Here is a 15,999-nt window from a genome sequence, read left to right as displayed (position 1 = left end):
GGAGCCTTCCCATGCACGCTGATCTCATCATCCGCGGCGCAGACATCATCGACGGTACAGGCGCCCCCCGTCGCAAGGGTGATGTGGCCGTGTCCGACGACCGCATTGTCGCCACCGGCGACCTGAAACACTGGACCGCCGGACGCGAGATCGAAGCGAACGGCCGCGTCGTAGCGCCCGGCTTCATCGACCCGCATGTGCACCATGATGCCGCGATGCTCACCCAGCCCGACATGGAGTTCATGACATCGCAGGGCGTCACCTCCGTCATCAACGGCAATTGCGGTTTCTCCATCGCGCCGCTCGTGCCGAAAGGCGAGATCCCCGCCCCTCTGCGCATGATCATCGAGGATGAAGCGCTGCGCTTTGAAACCTACGCCGCCTATCGCGACCGGCTTCTCGCGGAACCGGCAGCGGTCAATGCAGCCTGCCTGATCGGGCACTCCACGCTGCGCGTGAACGAACTGCCCGACCTCAACAAAGCCGCCGATGCAGCGCAGCTGAAAGAAATGTGCCGCAAGCTCGACCGTGCGCTGGGCGAAGGCGCAATCGGGCTTTCCACCGGCCCTTTCTACCCTCCCGCACGCGCCTCCACCACTGAAGAGCTGATCGAGGTGGCGAAGATCACGCAGGCGCACGGCAAGCTCTATGTCACCCACATGCGCGACGAGGGCGACCGCGTCGTTCAGGGGCTTGAAGAGACCTTCACCGTGGGGCGTGAATCCTGCTGCGGCGTGCATGTCTCCCATCACAAATGCGCCGGGCTCGCCAACCACGGCATGTCGGTCACCACGCTGAAAATGATCGACGATGCCATGCAGAAGCAGGATGTGGGCCTCGACACCACACCGTGGATTGCGTCATCCACCATCCTCGATTCCGGCAGGCACAGGCAGGCGACCCGCGTGATCGTGGCTGAAAGCGAGCCCTATCCGCAGATGGCTGGCCGCGACCTGTCCGACATCGCCGGGGAATGGGGCACCGACATCGACACCGCGCTGCAGAAGCTTCTGCCCGCGACCGGCATTTTCTTCATCATGAGCGAAGACGATGTTCAGCGCATCCTGTCTTACGAACACACGATCATCTGTTCGGACGGCATCCCCAGCGGCAAGCACCCCCACCCGCGCGTCTGGGGCACATTCCCGCGCGTGCTGGGTCACTATGTCCGCGACCTGTCGCTGTTCTCACTGGAAGAAGCCGTGCGCCGCATGACCTCCATGCCAGCAGACCGCTTCGGGCTTGGCGGTCGCGGTCGCATCGCCGTTGGCGGCTTTGCAGATCTCGTCATCTTCGATCCCGAGACCATCGCCGAGGGCGCAACCTTCGAGACGCCAATCCGCCCGGCGGTGGGCATTGACCGGGTGTTCGTCAACGGACGCGAAGTCTGGGTCGATGGCGAGAAAACCGGCGCCCGCCCCGGCCGCCCGCTCGAACAGACCGCCCCGTGCATGGTGGTCTGACGACAGAAATACCGGCCCGTCCCTCAGGAGCTTGGACGGGCCAAACGCTTCCGTTCAGCCAACGGAGGCATGGTGGACCTGCCGACTCGTTGGCCGCATATGGCCTTGACTGCGCATTCGCACGACGTTACGCATATTTCGATAATCATCGAAATAAAGGGCAATGCTGCTTTGCGCGCCCGTGAGAATGCCAATGACCCTTCCAAGCCAGCCCATAGACAACCTCCCCAACCTCGACGAGGAACAGTTTCGGACGATCGATCCGGAAGCCCTGTTCCAGCCGCCCCTTTCGACGCATCCGCCACGCATTCTCATGCTTTATGGCTCGCTGCGCGAACGCTCCTATTCAAGACTGGCCACGGAAGAAGCTGCACGGATCCTGCGCAAGCTGGGAGCGGAGGTTCGCATCTTTGATCCTTCGGGCCTGCCATTGCCCGACGCGACATCAGCGGACCATCCAAAGGTCAAGGAACTGCGCGATCTGTCGATGTGGTCGGAGGGACAAGTCTGGTGCTCGCCCGAACGCCATGGCTCAATGACCGGGATCATGAAGGCGCAGATCGACTGGCTGCCGCTGTCACTCGGTGGCGTAAGGCCGACACAGGGCCGGACCCTTGCCGTGATGCAGGTCTGCGGCGGATCACAGAGCTTCAACGCGGTGAACCAGCTGCGTGTGCTCGGTCGCTGGATGCGGATGGTTACCATCCCCAACCAGTCGTCTGTGGCCAAGGCGTTTAACGAATTCGATGCCGAGGGCCGGATGAAACCCTCGCCTTACTACAATCGCATCGTCGATGTGATGGAAGAACTGATGAAGTTCACGCTGCTCCTGCGCGACCGCACGGAATACCTGACTGACCGCTATTCCGAACGCGTTGAGAGCGCGGAGGAAGTGTCGAAACGGGTCAATCAGCGCTCGCTGTGAAGCCCGCTCTGTTCAACTTGCTGTCAGATGGAAGCGTCTGACAACCGCATGATTGCGAAAAAGCAAAAGACAGCCCGCCTCCACGGGGCCAGAAAACGCCGGCGGGCGGTAGAGAAAACCGCCCGCCGGCATTGAGCTTGGGCTAGTTCATGCCAAGGAGGTCGCGCAGTGTCTCGGCGAGATCCTTGGTCGTTGCTTCAGCGTCTGCACCTTCGGTCACTTCGACCAGCGACGCTGCGATCAGATCAGTCGCCGCCACGCCTTCCGCACCCGGATACGCGTACCAGGGGCCGGCATAGTTTGCGACCTGGGTATGCGCCACGCGGGCATTGGGGTTGCTTGCGTAAAACTCGCCCAGATAGGCTTCGTCCTCGATCACCTTGGCGTTGGCCGGTGCGTAACCGGTGTTCTCCACGATAATCTTCTGGCCCTCGGGGCCGGTCACGAAGGCCATGTAGTCCCAGGCAGCCTGTTGCTTGGCTTCGTCATCGGTCAGCATGACAATGGCCGAGCCGCCGGTCGGGAAGTAGACCTTGGACTTGTCTTCAGCAGCAACCGGCAGCGGCTTGACCGTCAGGTCGAACTTGTCGCCAGCGCCTTCCGTAAAGCGCGTCTGCAGTGAGGAGCTTTCGAACATGATGCCAAGCGTTCCGGCAGGGAAAGCCTGACGGGCGTCGTTCTCGGAATAGGACTTCATGCCCGCTTCATCGGCAAAGCGCTGATAAAGCCCCGCTGCCGTGATCCCTTCCGGGCCGTCGAAGGTGATGTCGCTTTCGTCCTCGTTCATCGGACGACCCCCATGGGAACCAAGCAGCGACTGGAAACGCCAGTCATGCCGACCGATCCATACGCCATCCGTTGCACCGTCGAGCGCATTGATCTTGGCGGCCAGTTCGATCACGCCATCGAACGTATCCGGGAATTCCTCCATCGAGCCGCCGGCTTTCTCGACAAGCACCGGGTTCACATACATGACCAGGGTCGAGGCCGAGGTGGCCAGCGCATACTGCGTATCCTGGAAACGGCCGAGGGACAGAAGCGCCGGCGTATAGCCCTGCGCGAGCGGCTCGTCTCCGAGGAACCCGTCAAGCGGCTGGGCCAGACCACGGTCTTCCAGAACGCGCCAGAGGTTGAGCCCGACATAGGCGACATCCGGGCCTGTGCCGGCAACCGATTCACGAAGCAGACGCTGAACACCGTCTTCGTAACCCTCGGCGGCGCCGTCGAGCGTGATTTTGACGTCCGGATGCTTCTCCATGAATGCATCGGCCAGCGTCTTCTGGGTGTCGGCCCAGATCGTGGGGATCGCGTAGTGAACGCGGATCTCGGTTTCCTGCGCGTGCACGCCGGTCACGCCGGCTATGGCAAAGACTGATGCGAGTAGTGTCTTTCTCATGTCGTTTCACTCCTGATTGATGGAAGTCGTCGGCGCGGTTGGATCCGGGCACATTCTGGAATTGCTCGGCTCAACCCTTCAGTCCTCCAGCGGCAATGCCCTGAATGAATTTGCGTTGAGCCAATAGGAAAGCGATCACGAGCGGTGCGGTGACGATAACGGCGGCAGCCATCAGCGGGCCGACATTGTCGCCGGATTCCTGATCGCGAAAATAAAGGATGCCGCGCGGCGGCGTGGCCAGATTCGGGTCCGTCGTCGCGATCAGCGGCCAGAACAGGTCGTTCCAGTGCGCGGTGACCGAGAAGATCGCGAATGCCGTCGCGGCCGGCAGGGCCAGGGGGAAAGCGATGCGCCAGACAATGGCGGTCTCGCTCATCCCGTCCACGCGGGCTGCATCAAACAGATCCGCCGGCAATTGCGCGAAAAACTGCCGGAAGAGGAAAATGCCGAATGCGGTCTGAATGAACGGCAGGATCAGCGCCCACATCGTGTTCAGAATGCCGATTTGGGCAAAGCCCAGAAAAATCGGGATCGCCGTCACATGGAATGGCACCAGAAGGGCGGCGACGACCAGACCGAAAAGCAGGCCGCGCCCGGCAAATCTGCGCTGGGCAAGCGCATAGGCGCACGGAACGGCGAACAGGATCTGGAAGAAAAGGATGCCCGTCACCATCACAAGCCCGTTCCACAGAAACAGGGGAATGTCCGTTTCGGTGAGCGCAAAGGTGAAATTGCTCCATTCGATCTGCGACGGCAGGAACTCGATTGTCGTCGTGAAGATCTCGTCGCGCGGTTTGAACGCCAGTGACAGCATCCACACGAAGGGCAGCAGAATGACGGCTGCACCCGTCAGCAGGAGAACGAGAGGTAGCACGCGGCTGCGGATCGGATGGTTCATCGGTAATGCACCCGCTTTTCGACAAAACGGAACTGGATGAGGGCGAGCGCGAGCAGGAAGGCGAAAAACACCATCGTGATGGCGCTGGCGTAGCCGGCCTTGAAGTAGACGAAACCTTCCCGGTAAAGCGCATAGACAAGCGTGTCCGATGCGAATGCGGGACCGCCCTTGGTCATCGTGGCCACGGTTTCAAACACGCGGAACGCATTGGTCGCGGTCACGACCATCACGAACAGTGTCGTCGGTCCGAGCATCGGCCATGTGACGGTCCAGAAACGCGACCACCCGCTCCCCGCGCCGTCAACTTCGGCGGCGTCATAGAGTTCTGACGGGATTGCCGCGAGGCCGGCCAGAAAAAGCACCATGTTGTAGCCGACACTCTGCCAGATGCCGATCATGGAGAGTGTGTAAAGCACCAGCCCGCGGTCGCTGAGCCAGTTTGGCGTCGGCAGCCCCATCGAGAACAGCGTCTGGTTCACAATCCCGAGTGAGGGGTGCAGAACCATCTGCCAGGCGACGGACATGGCGACCAGTGTTGCCGCCACCGGCAGGAAGTAAACCGTCTTCAACACGTTGGAGAGACGCGGAGCCCAGTTCGACATCTGATGCAGCCCGGCCGCGACAAGCAGGCCGAAGCCGACCGAGAACGGGATCACGATCGCCACATAGATCAGCGTGTTGGTGACTGCGCGCCTTCCGATGCTGGAGGAAAAGAGCTTGATGTAATTGTCCAGGCCGCTCCAGTTGAAGCTCGCAGCGCCGAACTGGTAGTCGGTGAAGGACAGGACCGCGACAATGGCAACTGGCAGGAAGATGAAGAGAAACAGCGCAAGGGTCGCCGGCCCGACGAGCCACAGATCGGTCAGCGCCTGACGCCGTTCGATTGACAGCCTCATGGGGTTGTCCTCCGCCGAACGCCCGTTGCAGCGTCAAACAGATGCAGTTTGTGCGGCGCGTACCCGAGGCGGACTTCGCTGCCGGGTGCGGGCACGTCGAAATCGGCAGGCGCTATCGCCCGGATCTCTGTGCCTTTCGCGCTGCGCAGGCTGAGAACGATTTCCGAGCCCAGATATTCGGCAGATTCCAGCCGCCCGGTCAGTGCGCCGGTCGCGGCGGGCGCAAGATCTTCGGGCCGCAGGCCGACGATGGCCCCGTCGACATCGATCCCGTCGCCCGGCTCAAGGAAGTTGATGGCGTTATGTCCGATGAAGGCCGCGACGTCTCGATTTGCCGGGCGCTCATAGAGCTCCCGAGGCGCGCCCGCCTGTGCGACATCGCCGCCGATCATCACGACGATCTGGTCGGCCATGGCCATCGCTTCGGTCTGGTCATGCGTCACATAGACGAACGCCTTGCCGGTTCTGCGATGCAGCGCGCTGATCTCGGAACGCATGCGAATGCGCAGCCGCGCATCGAGGTTGGACAAGGGCTCATCGAGAAGAAACAGCGCAGGATCACGCACCAGCGCGCGCCCCAGGGCCACACGCTGCTTCTGCCCTCCCGACAGCTGGCCGGGTTTCCGGTCCAGCAGTTCTGCCAGCCCCAGACTTTCAGCCGCTTCGCCAACCTTCGAGAGAATGGTCCGGCGCGCCTCTGCCGCTCCCGGCACGAGAGAGCCGAGAAACGGGACGCGCCCCAGTGCTGAAAGGTGCCGCATGGTGAGCGGCAGGGCGATGTTCTGCGCGACAGTCAGATGCGGATAAAGCGCATAGGACTGGAACACCATGGCGACGTTGCGTTCATAGGCGCTCAGACCGCTCACATCGGAGCCGCCGAGAAGCACCTCGCCGGATGTCGGCCGGTCGAGACCGGCCATGATGCGCAGACTGGTGGATTTGCCGCATCCGGAAGCGCCGAGAAGCGCGGTAAAGCTTCCCTGCGCAATCGTGATCGATACCTTGTCCAGCACGGTCTTATCGCCAAAGCGTCGCGTGACGTCGCGCAACTCAAGTATTGCTGACATGGGTGTATGTCGCCCTCTCGAATGTGAGATAGTTTACACGTATCAGGCCAATATGTAACCTTTATGACAATATAGCACTGGCAATGAGGTGCGACGACAAACGCTCGATTGCATCGTCAGCGCCGTTCGCGCGCTCTGTCCCCTCGATATCAGGCGCATCTCCAAGGACGATGACCGGCTTCGAGAAATGCAGCCCGTAGGCGATTTCGCTAAGGGTCCCGTAGGAGCCACCGACCGCAACAAGAACAGCACAGGATTTGGCAATGATCATGTTGCGGGCTTCGCTGAAGCCCGTTGCAATGGGCAGCATGATATCATCATTGGCCTCGCGCCAGTCATGGCCCGGCAACAAACCCACCGTAAGACCTCCGGCAGCGCGGCAACCCTTTGCTGCTGCGGCCATAACGCCAGTGCGCCCGCCGCAGATCATCGTGAGGCCGAGCGCGCCTATACCCGCCCCGACCTGCTCGGCCAGCGCCAGCTTTTCCGCATCGCATTCGCGCGGACCGATGACGCCCACGGGAATCCGGCGCGCTGCCGTAGCTGCAAGCTGCGCAATGGCCTGTCGCGCCGTCGCCTCGCGCGCGCCCTCGGGCGCGGCTGCCGGCTTCCAGGACCAGTCCCAGGGATCCAGACGGCCATTGACGCTGTAGACGGTCCCGTCCGACAGACGATAGATCGGTTGTGTCATTTTATGCCTCGCTTTTCTTGCGCATGTTCAGTATTGTAAGTTTTCTTACATTACAGCGAGCATCTGAACAAGCACATGAAGCATGACGCTCAACGAGCCCAACTGAACACCCGACAAAGCGAGATACTGGCCCGCGCGGAAGCATCCGGCTTTGTGACGATCGAAGGATTGGCTGAAGAGTTCGGCGTGTCGGCGCAGACGGTGCGTCGCGACATCATCCTGCTGTCGGAAGCCGGATTGCTTCAGCGCTTTCACGGCGGCGCAGGTGTCATCGGCAGCACCGAAACCCTGCGCCTGGATCACCAGCACAAGCGCAGTATGGCGGTGGACGACAAATTGCGCGTCGCAGAGGCTGCCGTCGCCCTTCTCCCTGACGGAGCCAGCGTTTTCTTCGATGTTGGCACGACGAGCGAAATGACAGCCAGCGTCCTGAACCAGCGTCCCGGCTTTCGGGTATTCACCAACTCAATGCGCGTCGCCCTCGCCTTCGACCCCGCGCAGCATGACGTCAATGTCCTTGGCCGCAAGGTCGAGGGGCGCGACGGCTCGCTTGTCGGAGAGGAAATCATGCTCTCTCTCGCAGCCCTGCGCTTCGACTTCGCGCTGATCGGGTGCTCCGCAGTGGATACCGAGGGGCGCGTGATGGATTTCGACCTGTCGAAGATCGCAGTCAAAAAGGCCGCCATGAAGGCAGCCTCCCGCAAGCTCCTGATCGCCGCACCCAGCAAGTTCGGCCGCACGGCGCTCTCCGCCTTTGCCGAGATTTCGGAATTCGATGCAGTGGTTGACGGGACCCCGGCGTAGAGGCGCTGCAAACCAACCCGACCGGGCGCAAGACACCGCCCAACCTCACTCAGGCAAGCCACTGATCTGGCGGCACAGCATTTGCTGAGCGACATCGCTCAGCAAATGCTTATCCGAAGACCGCGCCTGCGCACATTGGGGCGAATGGGCCTATCGCAAACCATCCTGCCCTGTACGCACCGGGGACAGGCTCCGCTTCACCAAAAATCAACAGCCGCCCCTCAACAAAAGCCGGCCTTGGCGCACATTGAAACGCCAAAGCAACGCTATTGCACGCCCCTTTAGCGGCTCACTTCTCGCCGACCCGACGACCGCAGCGGAATTGATATTGACTATATATACGCATTAACGTATATACGAATTCATGAATATTAAAACTGCCATCAACCCGGATGAAATGCGCACCGCCGTAGACCAGGCGAGCGAGCTGATGAAGGCGCTGTCGAACCCGCACCGCCTTTTGATCCTTTGCAGCCTGAACGACGGTGAGAAATCCGTTGGGCAACTCGCGGAGTTCCTCGGCATTCGCGATTCCACGGTTTCGCAGCATCTGGCGCTGCTGCGTCGGGACGGCATCATTGCCGGCCGCCGCGACGGTCAGACCATCTGGTACCACATCGAGGTCGACATCGCGCGTGAGGTGGTGGGCGTGCTCTACAATCACTACTGCTCAGCCGACACCTGATCACCCGCCGCCTGAAGCGTGCCAACCAGCCCAACCAGCGCCGCTCATCGTCAGCGCACAAATCAACCACAAGACAACATCCGCACAGAAACGCAGACAGCATCATTCGACTGTCAGCCGCCTGTCGATCATGACAATGAACAAGAGGACGTTTCCATGACAGCCAAGCCCGAAGTTACCGGCTTTTTTGATCCGCGCACCTGGTCGATCCAGTATGTCGTCGCCGATCCTGAAACCGGCAAATGCGCCATCATCGACCCTGTTCTCGACTATGACGAGAAGTCGGCAGCGACAGCGACCACACATGCCGACAACATTCTCAACTTCATTGCCAGCAAGGGCTATGAGATCGAGTGGATTCTCGACACGCATCCGCACGCCGACCACTTTTCTGCCGCTGCCTATCTCAGGGACAAAACCGGAGCGCCGACCGCAATCGGTGAGAAGGTGACAGAGGTCCAGAAGCTGTGGAAGGGGTTTTACAACTGGCCCGATTTCCCGGCAGACGGCTCGCAGTGGGACAAGCTCTTCGCCGATGGCGAGACCTTCAAGATCGGCAACATCCCTGCAAAGGTGATGTTCTCACCCGGCCATACGCTCGCTTCGATCACGTATGTGATCGGTGACGCCGCTTTTGTTCACGACACACTGTTCATGCCTGATGGCGGCACGGCCCGCGCGGACTTTCCCGGCGGCAGCGCGACAGAACTCTGGAAGTCCATTCAGGATATTCTGGCCCTGCCCGACGAAACGCGCATCTTCACCGGCCACGACTATCAGCCGGGCGGGCGAGAGCCCATGTGGGAATCGACCGTGGCCGAGCAGAAGGCGAAGAACATCCATATGTCGGTCTACAAGACTGAATCGGAGTTCGTCACCGCACGGGACGCGCGCGACAAGACGCTTTCCATGCCGAAGTTGATCCTGCACGCCCTGCAGATCAACACCAATGCCGGACGGCTGCCGGAACCCGAGAAGAACGGACAGCGCTATCTCAAGATTCCGATGAACCTGCTGGAAGGTGCCGCCTGGGACGACTGATGGAGGATTGCAGTTCTGGGTGGAGCCCAGCGACAAAAGGGAAAGGGGGCGGAACGGCCGCCTTCCCGGAGAAGCACACCACCTGGAACCGCCCACCACTTCCCCCGGCCTGAGCACTCCTCAAACCGTCGACATCAAGGACCTAGAATAAATGACTGAATTCACCCCGTGGCTCTCGCTGCTGGGCGGCAGCCTGATCGGCCTTGCCGCAGTGCTGCTGATGGCTTTCCACGGCCGCATAGCCGGCATGACCGGAATCCTCTCCGCTCTCATCCCACCCCTTTCAAGCGACTGGGGCTGGCGCGCGGCATTCATTGTCGGAGCCATCGGCGCACCGGCATTGATCGTGGGCCTGACGGGCTACACCATTCCCTTTGAAAGCCCCACCCCTGCGCCCTGGCTCATCGTCGGCGGGCTGATTGCGGGTGCCGGCGCTTATTTCGGTTCGGGCTGCACCTCCGGCCATGGTGTCTGCGGCATGGCGCGTGTTTCGCCTCGCTCGATCGTCGCAACGCTCACATTCATGGCGTCGACCGCCATCACCGTCTTTGTCATCCGTCACGTCATCGGAGGTCTTTAATGACCCGGATCTTCTCCGCTCTCGTCATTGGCCTGATCTTCGGGGCCGGCATTGCACTCTCCGGCATGGCAAATCCGGCAAAGGTGCTGAACTTCTTCGATATTGCCGGAAGCTGGGATCCTTCCCTCGCCTTCGTCATGGGCGGCGCCCTCGTGGTTACCGCCATCGGATACACATTTGTCCTGAAGCGCAAAGCACCGGTCTTTGACCGGCTGTTCCACCTGCCGACGCGCCGGGATATCGATCTGCCGCTTCTCGCAGGCTCGGCTGTGTTCGGCATCGGCTGGGGCATCACCGGCTTTTGCCCGGGCGGCGCAATCCCGGCGCTGGGGCTGGGCTATTCCGATGCCTGGGTATTCGTCGGCTCGATGGTCGCCGGCATCGCGCTTGCCAGAATTGCCCGGCACACCATGGCCGCACGCGCAGCCGGAAAGGCGGTCTGAAAATGTGGCCCTTTAGTCTTTTCCGGAAATCCGGGAAAACGAACGTCCGGAAGATCGACGAACGTTTCGCGACCGCCGGGCAGGTTCGGCCCGAAGACATCGCTCAACTGGCGCAGGAAGGCTATGTCGCCATTCTCTGCGCGCGGCCCGACAATGAAGAGCCGGGTCAGCCCGCATTCGCGGTCATTGCCTGCGAGGCGGAGAACCACGGCATGAAAGCCGTCCATGTCCCGGTCACGGGAGCGCCGTCGGCGGCACAGGCCGACCGCTTCAAGGAAGCTATGAAAGCCTTCGACGGGCCGGTTCTGGGATATTGCCGATCCGGCGCACGGGCCGCCGTGCTCTACTCATCCATCAGGCAGTGATCTGCCGGTAACCGACCCCACGCCATCGCGCCGGACGCGATGGCGTCCACCCCTTATTCGCGTGACAGACCGATCATGACCAAAGCATCTCGATATTTTCCGTTTCTCCAATGGATCAGGGACTATGACGGAACGGTGCTGACCAGCGACCTTCTGGCTGCGGTCATCGTCACGATCATGCTGATCCCGCAATCACTCGCCTACGCCATGCTGGCCGGCCTGCCGGCAGAAGTCGGCCTCTACGCCTCGATCCTGCCTCTGGTGGCCTATGCGATATTCGGCACCAGCCGCACACTCGCTGTCGGCCCCGTCGCCGTCGTCTCGCTGATGACCGCCTCGGCCGTCGGGCAGATTGCAGCGCAGGGCACGCTGGACTATCTCACCGCAGCAATCGCGCTGGCGCTGCTGTCCGGTGGCATGCTCATCATCATGGGCATTTTCAGGCTCGGCTTCCTCGCCAATTTCCTGTCACATCCGGTGATATCGGGCTTCATCACCGCATCGGGCCTGCTGATCGCTGCCGGACAGCTTCGCCACATCCTCGGCGTATCGGGTGGCGGCGGCACGCTTCCAGAAATCCTCGGATCGCTGTCCGGTCAGTTCACCGCCATCAATCCGGTCACGCTCGCCATCGGCGTCAGCGTTCTGGCCTTCCTGTATTTCGCCCGCAAATATCTAAAGCCCCTGCTGGTCGCCGCGGGCATCCCTGCGCGCGCCGCAGACATGGTGGCGAAAGCAGCTCCGATCCTCGCGGTTGCAGCAACGGTTGCACTGGCTACCGCCCTCGATCTGGGTACGCGCGGCGTCGCGCTGGTTGGCGCGATACCGCAGGGCCTGCCAGCCTTCGGCGCACCTGCTCTCTCGCTCGATCTCCTGTCGACGCTTCTCGTACCTGCCTTCCTCATTTCGGTGGTCGGCTTTGTCGAATCCGTTTCCGTGGGGCAGACCCTTGCGGCCAAGCGGCGGCAGCGCATCAATCCCGATCAGGAGCTGATCGGACTGGGTGCCGCCAACATTGCTGCCGGTCTTTCATCCGGCTATCCCGTGACCGGCGGCTTTGCGCGCTCCGTGGTCAATTTCGACGCCGGCGCACAGACCCCTGCCGCAGGCGTTTTCACCGCTGTCGGGATCGCGCTCGCAGCTTTGTTCCTCACCCCGCTGCTCGCCAGCCTGCCGCAGGCGACGCTTGCCGCAACGATCATCGTTGCCGTGCTCTCGCTGGTGGATTTCGGAGCGGTGCGCCGGGTCTTCGCCTATTCCAGATCCGACTTCGCAGCCATGGCCGCCACCATCCTCGTCACGCTTGGCTGGGGCGTCGAACTCGGCATCGTTGCCGGTGTCCTGCTGTCGCTGCTGCTGCACCTTTACCGGACCAGCAAGCCACACACGGCCATCATCGGCCAGGTGCCCGGCACCGAGCACTACCGCAACATCGAACGGCATTCCGTCCTCACCAGCCCGGAAATCCTGTCGATCCGCGTCGATGAAAGCCTGTACTTTGCCAATTCGCGCTACCTTGAAGACACGATCGCCAAGCACGTGGCCGCCCGGCCGGACCTCAAGCACGTGATCCTGATGTGTTCGGCTGTTAACGCGATCGATGCATCGGCGCTGGAAAGCCTCGAAGAGATCAACCGTCGCCTCGCCGATGCCGACCTCGGCTTTCACCTGTCGGAGGTCAAAGGGCCGGTCATGGACCGCCTCGGGGACACTGAATTCCTGAAACATCTCAACGGCAGGGTCTTCCTCAGCCAGCACGAAGCGGTTTCGGCGCTCAGGGAACCCCGTCAACCTGTAATGGAAAGAGCGACCATCGACGCCTGACGCCCGCGCCCGGAGCCCGCAAAGCGGCTCCGGGGGCAAGGAATTTTCTCTTCCTTCGCAAGCACCGGGGATCCAGAGGTCTTCCCTTTCGCGACTTTCCACGGCCCCGTCAAAAGCCGTCGTTACGCTGTGCAGTCGTTGTATACTGAATGGATCCCTGCTGTGCACCATAAGTGTGACAGAAACCGCTGTTTGCCAAGTTATCGGCACAGCCATCTACTGCATGCTGTTCAAATATGATAAACGCGGCCAAATAAGAGCAATTCAGCGGGGCCGTTCGTGGCGGAAGAGCAAAAAACAGAAACGAAAGAACCACTTTACGTCGTTCCTCCCGTCACAAGGGCGATTGCACTGCTTCGTTATATCGCGGCGGGCAATCGGTGCCGCAACATCAGCAATGCCGCAAAAGCGCTCGACATAAATCGCACCACGCTCATCCGCCTTCTTGCAACGCTCGAGACTGAAAGCATCATCGAACCGATTGCCGACGATGGTGGTTATCGCCTCGGTACCGGACTGATCGCGCTGGCGTCGGAAGCGCTGAACGAACGCAGCATCCTTCAGGTGGCGCGACCGTTCCTCAAGCAGCTTGTCGATTCGCTTAACCTGTCAGCACATCTTGGCGTTCTGGAGGGGCGTGAGATCGTGTATCTGGCGCGCGAAACGCCGAATTCCCACCTCGCCAGCACGGTGCGCGAAGGCACAAGATTGCAGGCCCATGCGACAACGATCGGCCGCATTCTTCTGGCGGAACTGCCGATCGCATCGCTTCGTTCGCTCTATGCCGGTCAGGCAATGGAATCCTTCACGACCAAAACGCGCACGACGCTTGCCGAGCTTGAAAAACAGCTACTGGCGGATCGCGCGCGCGGGATCGCCTGGAGCGTCGCGAACTTCGAACCTGAGATCGGATCCGCTGCGGTTGCCATCCACGACCACCAAGCGCGCGCCGTCGGCGCCATCAATGTAACCGGCCACGCCAGCGTCTTCGCCGAGGACGGGCCCCACGCCGGGAAAATCGAGCAGGAGCTCAAGGCCGTCGCACGCGCCATGTCCGAAGCGCTGGGTTATCGCGGCTGGTCAGCCGATCAATTGTAGGTGTAGCCGTAGGAAAGCGGGAAGGTGCCGCTCCGCAATCGCCTGTTTCCCACAAGCGCATTGCGCAGCCAAAGGCGACCATGCACCTGCGTGTCAGCGAAGTCTGCGTTTTCCGGCAATTGCGCGGCCTCGCACCACAATCCGCCCAGCCACTCGGCCTTTTGGAAAGACGCCTTTCCCCGCACCCACACGCCGTGCAGCGAAAAATTCCCGTAGCACGCGACACGCTGAAAATTCGCTCCCATTGCAAAGTCCGCCCTGTCAAACCGTGCGATGCCGCGGAACTCCGCTCCTTCGAAACATGCTTCAGCAGCAAAAATCGCCTGATCGAAGCGGGCATCATTGGTGAACACCGCATGTGCGAAAAGGGTCTTTCCGCCAAAACGCGCATTGCTGAACCAGCTTACGCCGAGAAAGCGGGTGCCCGTCGCATCGATACCGTCAGGAAAAGATGCGCCCGTGAAGTCCACACCCGTAAGGTCGAGCCCGGCTAGATCCAGGGTGCCCTCGCAGACGACACCGGAAAGGTCTACGCAATCTCCATGCCTCCAGGGTGCGCAGACCAGCGCCCGTATCTCGGCCGCCTTCATCACGCGGTCTCGCTGACTTTTTCCTCGGCCAGCGCCACGATCTGCGCGGCCCAGGGGAAAGCCAGATCTTCAGCCATATCGCCGCCTGACGCATCATGCGTTATGCGCTCGCCGATCTGCACCGCGCCCTGTGAGGCCAACAGTTCCGCAAGCCCCTTGCTGCCGAAGCCGAAAGTCTCTTCGTATTCGCTGTCACCCAGACCGAAAATGCCGAAATGGACGCCTGCCAGATCCGGTGTGGATGCCTGCAAAGCGGCGGCAAAGGGCTGCGCCGAAGCCGGCAATTCGCCATCGCCATATGATGAACAGACAATCAGATAAAGCCGGCCGGTCTCGAATGCTTCGGGCGAAAAATCCGACAGATTGCAGCAACCGACATCGTGCTCGCCTGAAAGCTCGCCCACAATGTCCTCGGCCAGCATTTCGGCATTGCCGGTCTCGGTGCCGTAAAGAAGCATAATGTTCATTGTTGAGGCTCCTTTTTCTGAAAGGCGAGCGCCAGCATGGCGTCCCGCGAAGCGATCTTGGCGCGGCAGCGGTTCTGCGGGGCGGCGGCGATTTCGGCTGCGTCGATGCGTTTCCAGCCCTGATAATCGACCGCATCGGCCCACCCAGGGAAAGCTTTGCAGCCTGGCTTCACCGCCGATCCGTCATTTGTCTGCAGGTCAGTTAGAATGCGCTCTGCCAGACGCTGCGCATCAGCGCGGTTGTCAGGGATGGTTCCTTGCGGGCCACGGCGAAACCAGCCCGTTGCATAAAGGCCAGCATCGATGACACCGGCTTCCGGGTCCACAGCCCCGCCGATCATCGCATCGCGGGGCAGCCCTTCCTGCGCCGCGAACCCAATCGCGGTGATAAAGGCGCTGCATGGCAGGACAAGGAGCTCGCCCTGCCTGTCTTCGAAACGGGCCTCCTGAAGACGACCGTCGACACCGGAAAGCTCGACCGGGGTAAGGCCAAAACGAAAAGTGATGCGACGCTCGCCGGAACCATGACCGTCAATCGCTTCGAGCGCTGCGATCTTCTTCGCCGCAGCCGGGTCGTCGCCGACACCCGCATCAACAACGCGGATGCTCACACCTTCAAGCTTCGCCAGTTCCTTGATCATTACGGGTGTCAACGGCGGAGTAAAAGTCGGCCATTGGGCGGCGCAAAAGTAGTCCACTTTGCGCTGCAAGCGGGGAACGTCGGGAGGGCGTAGCCCGACCAGAGTTTCCCGCTTGCAGCGTCGGC

General features: G+C 61.3%; 18 protein-coding genes. 10 read left to right on the top strand and 8 right to left on the bottom strand.

The features are described 5' to 3' along the window. The first annotated feature begins 11 nt into the window (after window positions 1-11). Window positions 12-1,463 carry an N-acyl-D-amino-acid deacylase family protein gene (locus tag JYP46_RS21580; protein WP_206549307.1) on the top strand — a complete coding sequence of 484 codons (1,452 nt, stop codon included), beginning with the start codon at window positions 12-14 and terminating at the stop codon, window positions 1,461-1,463. Window positions 1,464-1,656: 193 nt separating this feature from the next. After that, complete coding sequence (gene arsH / locus JYP46_RS21575) at window positions 1,657-2,388, top strand: arsenical resistance protein ArsH (RefSeq protein WP_206549306.1); 732 nt, start codon at window positions 1,657-1,659, stop codon at window positions 2,386-2,388. Window positions 2,389-2,530: 142 nt separating this feature from the next. Here arsH and JYP46_RS21570 read toward each other — a convergent pair whose 3' ends face one another. The 5 genes from JYP46_RS21570 to JYP46_RS21550 all read right to left on the bottom strand — a co-directional run bounded on the left by JYP46_RS21570 (window position 2,531) and on the right by JYP46_RS21550 (window position 7,336). Continuing rightward, window positions 2,531-3,784, bottom strand: a complete 1,254-nt coding sequence (locus tag JYP46_RS21570; RefSeq protein WP_113156649.1) for an ABC transporter substrate-binding protein — start codon at window positions 3,782-3,784, stop codon at window positions 2,531-2,533. Between the two features lie 70 nt (window positions 3,785-3,854). After that, a complete protein-coding gene (locus JYP46_RS21565) occupies window positions 3,855-4,682 on the bottom strand; it encodes a carbohydrate ABC transporter permease (RefSeq protein ID WP_113156648.1) in 828 nt (275 codons plus the stop codon). Continuing rightward, window positions 4,679-5,578, bottom strand: a complete 900-nt coding sequence (locus JYP46_RS21560) for a carbohydrate ABC transporter permease (protein WP_206549305.1) — start codon at window positions 5,576-5,578, stop codon at window positions 4,679-4,681. Before JYP46_RS21560 ends, JYP46_RS21565 begins: the two co-directional genes overlap by 4 nt. Further along, the gene (locus JYP46_RS21555) at window positions 5,575-6,645 is read right to left on the bottom strand and encodes an ABC transporter ATP-binding protein (protein ID WP_206549304.1); all 1,071 of its coding nucleotides are present in this window, start codon (window positions 6,643-6,645) and stop codon (window positions 5,575-5,577) included. The genes JYP46_RS21560 and JYP46_RS21555 overlap by 4 nt, the downstream gene beginning before the upstream one ends. Before the next feature lie 61 nt (window positions 6,646-6,706). Then, window positions 6,707-7,336, bottom strand: coding sequence for a TIGR00725 family protein (locus JYP46_RS21550; protein ID WP_206549303.1), 630 nt, complete (start codon window positions 7,334-7,336; stop codon window positions 6,707-6,709). Between the two features lie 75 nt (window positions 7,337-7,411). Here JYP46_RS21550 and JYP46_RS21545 point away from each other — a divergent pair, with 75 nt between their 5' ends. The 8 genes from JYP46_RS21545 (at window position 7,412) to JYP46_RS22300 (ending at window position 14,176) form a co-directional block, all read left to right on the top strand. Beyond that, window positions 7,412-8,140, top strand: a complete 729-nt coding sequence (locus JYP46_RS21545) for a DeoR/GlpR family DNA-binding transcription regulator (RefSeq protein WP_206549302.1) — start codon at window positions 7,412-7,414, stop codon at window positions 8,138-8,140. A gap of 364 nt (window positions 8,141-8,504) precedes the next feature. Then, entirely contained in the window at window positions 8,505-8,825 is a 321-nt protein-coding gene (locus tag JYP46_RS21540) for an ArsR/SmtB family transcription factor (protein ID WP_222474338.1), read from the top strand. A 156-nt stretch (window positions 8,826-8,981) separates the two neighbouring features. After that, complete coding sequence (locus JYP46_RS21535) at window positions 8,982-9,866, top strand: MBL fold metallo-hydrolase (protein WP_113156642.1); 885 nt, start codon at window positions 8,982-8,984, stop codon at window positions 9,864-9,866. A gap of 151 nt (window positions 9,867-10,017) precedes the next feature. Next, the gene (locus JYP46_RS21530) at window positions 10,018-10,446 is read left to right on the top strand and encodes a YeeE/YedE family protein (RefSeq protein WP_206545075.1); all 429 of its coding nucleotides are present in this window, start codon (window positions 10,018-10,020) and stop codon (window positions 10,444-10,446) included. Further along, window positions 10,446-10,889, top strand: coding sequence for a DUF6691 family protein (locus tag JYP46_RS21525; protein ID WP_206549301.1), 444 nt, complete (start codon window positions 10,446-10,448; stop codon window positions 10,887-10,889). Before JYP46_RS21530 ends, JYP46_RS21525 begins: the two co-directional genes overlap by 1 nt. A gap of 2 nt (window positions 10,890-10,891) precedes the next feature. Next, the gene (locus JYP46_RS21520) at window positions 10,892-11,254 is read left to right on the top strand and encodes a protein tyrosine phosphatase family protein (protein ID WP_206549300.1); all 363 of its coding nucleotides are present in this window, start codon (window positions 10,892-10,894) and stop codon (window positions 11,252-11,254) included. A 75-nt stretch (window positions 11,255-11,329) separates the two neighbouring features. After that, complete coding sequence (locus tag JYP46_RS21515; RefSeq protein ID WP_206549299.1) at window positions 11,330-13,078, top strand: SulP family inorganic anion transporter; 1,749 nt, start codon at window positions 11,330-11,332, stop codon at window positions 13,076-13,078. Between the two features lie 279 nt (window positions 13,079-13,357). Next, a complete protein-coding gene (locus tag JYP46_RS22300) occupies window positions 13,358-14,176 on the top strand; it encodes an IclR family transcriptional regulator (RefSeq protein WP_113156620.1) in 819 nt (272 codons plus the stop codon). Here the strand turns inward: JYP46_RS22300 and JYP46_RS21505 are convergent. The 3 genes from JYP46_RS21505 to JYP46_RS21495 all read right to left on the bottom strand — a co-directional run. Further along, entirely contained in the window at window positions 14,167-14,766 is a 600-nt protein-coding gene (locus tag JYP46_RS21505; protein ID WP_206549298.1) for a pentapeptide repeat-containing protein, read from the bottom strand. The two genes, JYP46_RS22300 and JYP46_RS21505, sit on opposite strands and share 10 nt — an antisense overlap. After that, window positions 14,766-15,233, bottom strand: coding sequence for a flavodoxin domain-containing protein (locus tag JYP46_RS21500; protein WP_206549297.1), 468 nt, complete (start codon window positions 15,231-15,233; stop codon window positions 14,766-14,768). Before JYP46_RS21500 ends, JYP46_RS21505 begins: the two co-directional genes overlap by 1 nt. Further along, a partial coding sequence (locus JYP46_RS21495; protein WP_268968727.1) for a ferredoxin--NADP reductase domain-containing protein occupies window positions 15,230-15,999 on the bottom strand: 770 nt, incomplete at its 5' end. The genes JYP46_RS21500 and JYP46_RS21495, both read right to left, overlap by 4 nt.

The sequence above is a fragment of the Nitratireductor aquimarinus genome, from assembly GCF_017255295.1.
GTDB lineage: Bacteria > Pseudomonadota > Alphaproteobacteria > Rhizobiales > Rhizobiaceae > Nitratireductor > Nitratireductor aquimarinus.
The sequence above is the reverse complement of the archived record's forward strand: the minus strand, read 5'-3'. Positions and strand labels throughout refer to the sequence as shown.

Coding starts and splice junctions, on each gene's coding strand:
- JYP46_RS21580 (WP_206549307.1), top strand. CDS start 12: ATGCACGCTGATCTCATCATCCGCGGCGCAGACATCATCGACGGTACA.
- arsH (WP_206549306.1), top strand. CDS start 1,657: ATGACCCTTCCAAGCCAGCCCATAGACAACCTCCCCAACCTCGACGAG.
- JYP46_RS21570 (WP_113156649.1), bottom strand. CDS start 3,784: ATGAGAAAGACACTACTCGCATCAGTCTTTGCCATAGCCGGCGTGACC.
- JYP46_RS21565 (WP_113156648.1), bottom strand. CDS start 4,682: ATGAACCATCCGATCCGCAGCCGCGTGCTACCTCTCGTTCTCCTGCTG.
- JYP46_RS21560 (WP_206549305.1), bottom strand. CDS start 5,578: ATGAGGCTGTCAATCGAACGGCGTCAGGCGCTGACCGATCTGTGGCTC.
- JYP46_RS21555 (WP_206549304.1), bottom strand. CDS start 6,645: ATGTCAGCAATACTTGAGTTGCGCGACGTCACGCGACGCTTTGGCGAT.
- JYP46_RS21550 (WP_206549303.1), bottom strand. CDS start 7,336: ATGACACAACCGATCTATCGTCTGTCGGACGGGACCGTCTACAGCGTC.
- JYP46_RS21545 (WP_206549302.1), top strand. CDS start 7,412: ATGAAGCATGACGCTCAACGAGCCCAACTGAACACCCGACAAAGCGAG.
- JYP46_RS21540 (WP_222474338.1), top strand. CDS start 8,505: ATGAATATTAAAACTGCCATCAACCCGGATGAAATGCGCACCGCCGTA.
- JYP46_RS21535 (WP_113156642.1), top strand. CDS start 8,982: ATGACAGCCAAGCCCGAAGTTACCGGCTTTTTTGATCCGCGCACCTGG.
- JYP46_RS21530 (WP_206545075.1), top strand. CDS start 10,018: ATGACTGAATTCACCCCGTGGCTCTCGCTGCTGGGCGGCAGCCTGATC.
- JYP46_RS21525 (WP_206549301.1), top strand. CDS start 10,446: ATGACCCGGATCTTCTCCGCTCTCGTCATTGGCCTGATCTTCGGGGCC.
- JYP46_RS21520 (WP_206549300.1), top strand. CDS start 10,892: ATGTGGCCCTTTAGTCTTTTCCGGAAATCCGGGAAAACGAACGTCCGG.
- JYP46_RS21515 (WP_206549299.1), top strand. CDS start 11,330: ATGACCAAAGCATCTCGATATTTTCCGTTTCTCCAATGGATCAGGGAC.
- JYP46_RS21505 (WP_206549298.1), bottom strand. CDS start 14,766: ATGAAGGCGGCCGAGATACGGGCGCTGGTCTGCGCACCCTGGAGGCAT.
- JYP46_RS21500 (WP_206549297.1), bottom strand. CDS start 15,233: ATGAACATTATGCTTCTTTACGGCACCGAGACCGGCAATGCCGAAATG.